This window comes from Burkholderiales bacterium (assembly GCA_013695435.1).
Lineage (GTDB): Bacteria > Pseudomonadota > Gammaproteobacteria > Burkholderiales > JACMKV01 > JACMKV01.
In genome coordinates, this window is the sequence record JACDAM010000209.1 from 1 (window position 1) to 6,892 (window position 6,892).

Here is a 6,892-nt window from a genome sequence, read left to right on the forward strand (position 1 = left end):
TCTTCACCCTGTGCCAGATCGGATGTTCCTGCGGGGCCAGTCGTTCGAGTTGCCTGTAGTTCAGCTTGGAGCTCTTCCGCCCGTCGACGCAAGTTCAGTATTTCTTCCGTTGCGCTCTCGTCTGGGACAAGATTCCCACGGACCCAACCGATGCCTGGGCTACGTTTAATTAGCTTGACTAGACTTCGACTCACCTGGCTGCCCAAGTCTGCCGGGCTGTCCCATAAGCGACACATCTTCTTTTGAACGAACTCACAAAATGTGGCCAGCTTAGCTTTGCCCTCATCCCGCGCTTCGCATCTGCTTGCGGGCAGGGTGCCGGGATCGCGATGAACAAACCCGAGCACTGGTTTACCGGCTTCTAAGGCGTATCTGTACTCCATTTCTGTGTAACTCAAACCGGCCGGTCCGATTGACCCGTAACGGCCAGCAATGATAACCATGTAGTAGTCGCAGTCGTCGATTACCTTCTTGATGAGAGTCCACTGGTCTTCGTTTGCGGCAGGGAAGAGCTCCATGCCAGCAGGTATGCAGTCAAGTTCAAGAAGCGCCTGCATGACCTCTTGGCGCTCATCTAGTAGATCAGCATAGGTCGAGCTGACGAATACTTGGTAGCGTTTGTCCATACGGTGGAGGGGGCAAACCTAAAAACAAGAGGGGTCAGACCCCACTTTTTTCCTGAGAGTTGGATAGCGCAGCACCGGCTCGCGAAGGCACACTGACGAGGTAAACGTCCTAGGCCGTGCATTCGCCGAGATATGCCTGCTGCACCAGCGGGTTGCACAGCAGCGCGGGCGATGCGTCGCTGAGCGTGATGCAGCCGCTTTCCATCACGTAGCCGCGGCCGCTGACTTCGAGCGCGAGTTTGGCGTTTTGCTCGACCAGCAGCATGGTGACGCCCTCAGTCGCGATCATGCGTATGGTTTCGAAAATCTTTTGCACCATGAGCGGGGCCAATCCCATGGATGGCTCGTCGAGCAGCAGCAGTCGGGGGCGGCTCATCAGGGCGCGGCCAATGGCGAGCATCTGCTGCTCGCCGCCCGACAAGGTTCCGGCCAGTTGTTTGCGGCGCTCGGCGAGCCGCGGAAACAGTCCATACACACGTGAGGTGTCGTTGCTGATGGCAGTTGCGTCGCGACGGCAATAAGCGCCCATCACCAGGTTCTCCGCAATCGTCAGGCGCGGAAACACGCCGCGGCCTTCGGGCACCAAGGCCAGACCCTGCCTGACGGTTTTGTGGCTGGCGCAGCCGGTGATGTCGTTCCCCAGATATTTTATGCTGCCGGCATCGACCGGAAGCAAGCCGGACAGCGCGCGCAAGGTCGTCGACTTGCCCGCGCCATTGGCGCCGATCAGTGCGATCAGCTCGCCTTTGCCGATATCGAGATCGATACCCTTGACCGCGTTGATGCCGCCATAGGAAATTTTCAGTCCGCGCACTTCAAGCAGATTCGGCGCTGCGCTCATGTCAATGTTCCGCCGAGATACGCCTCGATGACTTTCGGATCGCTTTGCACCTCCGCCGGCGCGCCTTCAGCAATCTTCTTCCCATAATCGAGCACGGCGACGCGATCGCACAAGCCCATGACCAGATTCACATCGTGTTCGATCAGGAGGATCGTCATGCCATCGGCGCGAATCGCTTGCAGCAGTTTCTTCAAGGCTTCGCGTTCCGTCGCGTTCATGCCTGCGGCGGGTTCATCGAGCGCGAGCAATTGCGGTTCGGTCGCCAGCGCGCGCGCGATTTCGAGCCGGCGCTGATCGCCGTACGATAAATGTCTGGCGAGATCGTTGGCGCGCCGCGCAATGCCGACGTAGGCGAGCAATTCGTGCGCGCGTTCGGCGATCCCGGCTTCTTCGCTGCGCGTCGCACGCGTGCGCAGGATTGCGCCGAACACGCCGCTGCCGGTACGAACGTGGCGTCCGGTCATGACATTTTCCACCGCCGTCATATTCGCAAACAGTCGGATATTCTGAAACGTGCGCGCGATCCCGCGTCTCGCGACCTCGTGCGGCGGCGCGCCGCGCATGCGTTCGCCGTTGAACGTGAATTCCCCTTCGTCCGCCGTGTACAGACCGGTCAGTACATTGAACAACGTGGTCTTGCCGGCGCCGTTTGGGCCGATCAGACCGTAGATCTCGTTGCGCGCAATCGAAAGGGTGACATCCGCCAGCGCAGTCAGGCCACCGAAGCGTTTGGTGATGTTAGAGGCTTGCAGCAGGACAACCGTGTCTTGATCGGCCTTGCTGGCTGGCTTGGAAAGCTGCACGCTGGTCAGGTCCGGTGTGCGTCCTACGACTCGTCGTCCCCGCGCAGGCGGGGACCCAGCGACTTTCGGCAAAATGCTGGATTCCCGCGTGCGCGGGAATGACACTCAGAAGAATAATGCGTCGCCCCGGCTCGCCACTGGAATCCCGCGTGCGCGGGAATGACAACTTTTTTGTTGGGGCAGCTTTTCGTGCTGACAGCAGATGCATTCACGGCAATCAACGCTTTATTCCGGCATCAACTCGCGCTTGCGCGTCGGCGAAGGCCACAGACCGGCGGGCCGAAACAGCATGACCAGAATCAGCGCCAACCCGAACACCAGCATGCGCAAATCGGCTGGATCGATGACCACCTGTCCGAACATTGACTGTTGCAGCGGCCCCAGATAACGCAGCGCCTCCGGCAAAATTACCAGGATGACGGCGCCCAGAATCACGCCGGGGATGTGCCCCATGCCGCCGAGCACGACCATGCACAGGATCATGATCGACTCCATCAGGGTGAAACTTTCCGGACTGACGAAGCCCTGAAACCCGGCAAACAGCCCGCCGGAGACACCGCCGAAAGAAGCGCCCATAGCGAACGCGAGCAGCTTGATGTTGCGCGTATTGATACCCATCGCCTTCGCCGCGATTTCATCCTCGCGTATCGCTACCCACGCGCGGCCGATGCGCGAATCTTCGAGCCGCATCGACACGAAAATCACCAGCAGCGTCAGGATCAGGAACAGAAAATAATAGTTGTGCGCCGATGAAAAGTTGAGGCCGAACAGCGTGTAGGTTTTACTTAGCGGTATGCCCGCGACGCTGATCGGATCGATCAGGTTTACGCCCTGGGGCCCGTTGGTCAGGTTGAACGGCGCGTTCAGATTGTTCAAAAAGATGCGGACGATTTCGCCGAAACCGAGCGTGACGATGGCGAGGTAATCGCCGCGCAATTTCAAAGTCGGCGCACCGAGCAAAACGCCGAACACGCATGCGACCGCAGCGCCCATCGGCAATAGCGCCCAGAACGGCAAGTGCAAGCCAAAATGCGGCGACGCGAGCAGTGCATACATATATGCGCCAACGGCGAAGAATGCAACGTAGCCGAGATCGAGCAAGCCTGCGAAGCCGACGACGATGTTGAGGCCGAGCGCGAGCATCACGTAGAGCATGACAAAGGCGAGGATGCGCACCCAGGCGCGGCCGAGGGCGATATCGGCGATGAAAGGCAGCGCGATCAGCGCGACGGCGAGCAGGGCGAAGCCTAGCCAGGCAAGTTGCGGCCTGCGACTAAGCCGCTGCCAGCGAGAAGCATCCTTCAGATGGTCAAATCCCGACGATCTCATTGAGGCCATCAACGATATGCGCAAGTTCTTCTGGCGATATGCGCCCGAGTTTTTTGCCGATGCGCTCGACTACAAGCGTGCGTACCTGGCTGATTTTTACCCATGATCGCTTCGGCAGCTTCGTCGATTGCAATTCCAAAGTGAGCGGATAATCTGCGCATTGCGGCTGGCTGGTCAGGACCATGGCTATAACTGTGCGGGAACGCTCATTGAAGACGTCGTGACTGAGCACAAGAACAGGCCGCAATCCTGCCTGCTCGTTGCCACGAACAGGATTCAAATCGGCCCAACGGATTTCGCCCCTCAGTATGCGGGCCATGCATCGAGCTCCTGTCCCAATCCTTCCTCGGCCAGCGCCCTTTCGAATTCAGGATCGAGCTTTGCGCATTCCGCCGCCAGACGATTGCGGTCGAGGCGCGCGAGCTTCTCGACCACGGCTGTCTGAATTGCACGGCTGCGATTCGGAAAAATGTTTTTTGCAACGAGGCCATCGACACGGGCCAATGTCTCTTGTTCAATGGTAATCGCGACTTTGACGCTGGCCATGATGCATTTCCATCAGGTTGAGTATGACGTAACATCATACCATTAGCCTATCGTCTCAAGCCCGCTCCGCCACCCGCTCACCCATCAGCCCCGAAGGCCGGAACACCAGCACCAGGATTAGCACGAAAAACGCAAACACATCCTGATAATGACTGCCGAGAAAGCCGCCGGTCAGAGCGCCGATATAGCCCGCGCCGAGGCTTTCGATGATGCCGAGCAACAGTCCGCCGAGCATGGCGCCGCCGATATTGCCGATGCCGCCAAGCACGGCCGCGGTAAACGCTTTCAGGCCGAGCGTGAAACCCATGAAGTAATGCGCGAGCCCGTAATAGGCGGCGACCATGACGCCGGCTACGGCAGCGAGCGCCGAACCGACGATGAAGGTGATCGATATGATCGTGTTGATATCGACGCCCATCAGCCCGGCGACTTCGGGGTTCTGCGAGGTTGCGCGCATGGCGCGGCCGAGGCGGGTTTTGTGTACGAGAAAAAGCAGCGCGGCCATGACTACGGCGGCAAGCAGCACGATGAAAATCTGCAACTCGGTAATCGTCGCGCCGCCTATGCTGTGGCGCACGAGCGGCAAGACCGGCGGGAACGCAATGTATTGGCGGCCCCAGATGATCATCGCCACATTCTGCAGCACGATGGAAACGCCGATTGCGGTAATCAGAGGCGCGAGCCGCGGCGCTTTGCGCAGTGGCCGATACGCGATGCGCTCGATCGAAAAGCCAAGCGCCATGCACAGCGGGATGGCGACGCCGAGACCGAGTACGACGATCAAAGGCCCCGGCAGCGCCGAACCGAGCAGCGCCTGGATGACTGCCAGCGCGACCATGGCGCCGATCATGACAACTTCGCCGTGCGCGAAGTTGATCAGACCGAGGATGCCGTAGACCATCGTGTAGCCGAGCGCGACCAGCGCATAAATGCTTCCCAGCACGATGCCATTGATCAGTTGCTGGAGAAAGATGTCCACTTGTTGTCCCTGGATTGAAAACGATTTCAGCGCAACGCACATGCTACCTAAAAACCGGATTGCTTCCGCGCTCGCAAGAAGTCGTCGTTATTGCGCTCAGTTTTGCGGCCGCGGAACGAAAACGGCACCCGCAGGTGCCGTGACGAGGCCGTTTCCAATCAAGCTGACTTCAGGATCACCGATTCATCGACGGCGCAGCAGGCTTGTCCGCCAGTGCCGCCGGCGCGGATTTTTCGGCAGCCGCAGGCTCGGCGCTTTTGCCGTCGGACGGGGCTGCCCCCGCGCTCGCCGCGGCTTTGCCGCCGACTGTTTCCATCGGCTGCCATTCGCCATTCTTGACGACGAAAATCGTAATCGGCCCGTTCTTGATATCGCCTTTGTCGTCGAACGCGATCGGGCCGATGACGCCGTCGATCGAGGTCTTGCCGATTTCCGGCAGGAATTTGGCCGGATCGCTGGAACCGGCGCGCTTCATGGCATCGACGAAAACATAAACCGCGTCGTAGCCGAACGGCGCAAACAGCTCGACTTCCTTGTTGAATTTGGCTTTGTAGTCGTCGAGGAATTTTTTCCCGCCCGGCATTTCGTCTTTCGGCAGGCCGGGGATCGACGCCATCGCCCCTTCGGCATCGGCGCCGCCGAGCTTGATGAAATTGGGCGTCTGCATGCCGTCGCCGCCGAGGAATTTGGCGTCCATGCCGAGCGATCGCATTTGCTTGACCATCGGCCCGGCTTGCGGATCGATGCCGGCAAACACGACGGCGTCGGGTTGCTTGCCTTTGATGCTGGTCAGGATGGCGAGAAAATCGGTCGCTTTGTCGCTCGTGTATTCGCGCGCGACGATTTCCCCGCCGGCTGCTTTGACGGCTTTCTCGACTTCGTCGGCAAGCCCCTGACCATAGGCGGTGCGATCGTCGATGATCGCCACTTTTTTCGCGTCGAGATTTTTGACCGCGAATTCGCCGATCACCTTGCCTTGCTGCAAGTCATTGGCCAGCACGCGAAACGTCGTCTTGTAGCCTTGCTGCGTGTATTTTGGATTGGTCGAGCCCGGCGAGATCTGCGGAACGCCGGCGTCGGAATAGATCCTCGAGGCCGGAATCGACGCGCCGGAATTGAAATGGCCGACTACGGCAACGGCGCCGGAATCGATCAGTTTCTGCGCGACCAGCGTCGCTGTTTTGGGATCGGCCTGGTCGTCTTCGGCGAGCAGTTCCAGCTTGACCTTGTTGCCGCCGATTTCGACGCCTTTGGCATTCAACTCATCGACCGCGAGTTGCGTGCCGTTTTTGATATCGTTTCCGATATGCGCCTGCGGCCCGGTGAGCGGGGAAGCGAGGCCAATTTTTACGACGCTTCCCGAGGCGCCGCCTGCCGCTTCCTCTTTTTTTCCGCATCCGCCAAGACCGATGAATGCCGCGGTCGCAACAACAATAAAGATTCTCGGGCTGATCATGCGAACTCCAGAAAAGTTGAAGGGAGGAAACTGCAATGCGGAATCCGGTCGATTATCCGCATGCCTCCAAACCTTGTCAATTTAGGAGCGCAGTGGCTTGCTGCGTATAACTAAAACCAGCAAACCAGCGTGGGGACAAAAGCAAAGAAAGCCGCGAAAAACACGTGCCGGAAAGCAAAAAAGCCGGTGTCAAGACCGGCTTTTTTGCGCGAACCTGTGACTTACATGGCAAGAACCCACTGCACCAGAGTCTTCGCTTCGTCATCCTTTACGTTTGAATTTGGCGGCATGGGAACTTGCCCCCACACACCG

General features: G+C 59.0%; 8 protein-coding genes. All 8 read right to left on the reverse strand.

Annotation, left to right across the window (positions count from 1 at the left end):
• Positions 1-626 (reverse strand): DUF4062 domain-containing protein (locus H0V78_10390; protein MBA2352160.1); only part of this gene is annotated, 626 nt, incomplete at its 3' end.
• A gap of 109 nt (positions 627-735) precedes the next feature.
• Positions 736-1,467 (reverse strand): ABC transporter ATP-binding protein, encoded by a 732-nt coding sequence (locus H0V78_10395; GenBank protein ID MBA2352161.1) that lies wholly within the window; start codon positions 1,465-1,467, stop codon positions 736-738.
• On the reverse strand, positions 1,464-2,222 hold the full coding sequence (locus H0V78_10400; GenBank protein ID MBA2352162.1) for an ABC transporter ATP-binding protein: 759 nt from the start codon (positions 2,220-2,222) through the stop codon (positions 1,464-1,466). The genes H0V78_10395 and H0V78_10400 overlap by 4 nt, the downstream gene beginning before the upstream one ends.
• A gap of 273 nt (positions 2,223-2,495) precedes the next feature.
• Positions 2,496-3,599, reverse strand: coding sequence for an ABC transporter ATP-binding protein (locus H0V78_10405; protein MBA2352163.1), 1,104 nt, complete (start codon positions 3,597-3,599; stop codon positions 2,496-2,498).
• Positions 3,580-3,918 carry a type II toxin-antitoxin system PemK/MazF family toxin gene (locus H0V78_10410; GenBank protein MBA2352164.1) on the reverse strand — a complete coding sequence of 113 codons (339 nt, stop codon included), beginning with the start codon at positions 3,916-3,918 and terminating at the stop codon, positions 3,580-3,582. Before H0V78_10410 ends, H0V78_10405 begins: the two co-directional genes overlap by 20 nt.
• On the reverse strand, positions 3,903-4,145 hold the full coding sequence (locus H0V78_10415) for a CopG family transcriptional regulator (GenBank protein MBA2352165.1): 243 nt from the start codon (positions 4,143-4,145) through the stop codon (positions 3,903-3,905). Before H0V78_10415 ends, H0V78_10410 begins: the two co-directional genes overlap by 16 nt.
• Before the next feature lie 55 nt (positions 4,146-4,200).
• A complete protein-coding gene (locus H0V78_10420; protein MBA2352166.1) occupies positions 4,201-5,124 on the reverse strand; it encodes a branched-chain amino acid ABC transporter permease in 924 nt (307 codons plus the stop codon).
• A 175-nt stretch (positions 5,125-5,299) separates the two neighbouring features.
• Positions 5,300-6,580 carry a branched-chain amino acid ABC transporter substrate-binding protein gene (locus H0V78_10425; GenBank protein MBA2352167.1) on the reverse strand — a complete coding sequence of 427 codons (1,281 nt, stop codon included), beginning with the start codon at positions 6,578-6,580 and terminating at the stop codon, positions 5,300-5,302.
• Positions 6,581-6,892: the final 312 nt, after the last annotated feature.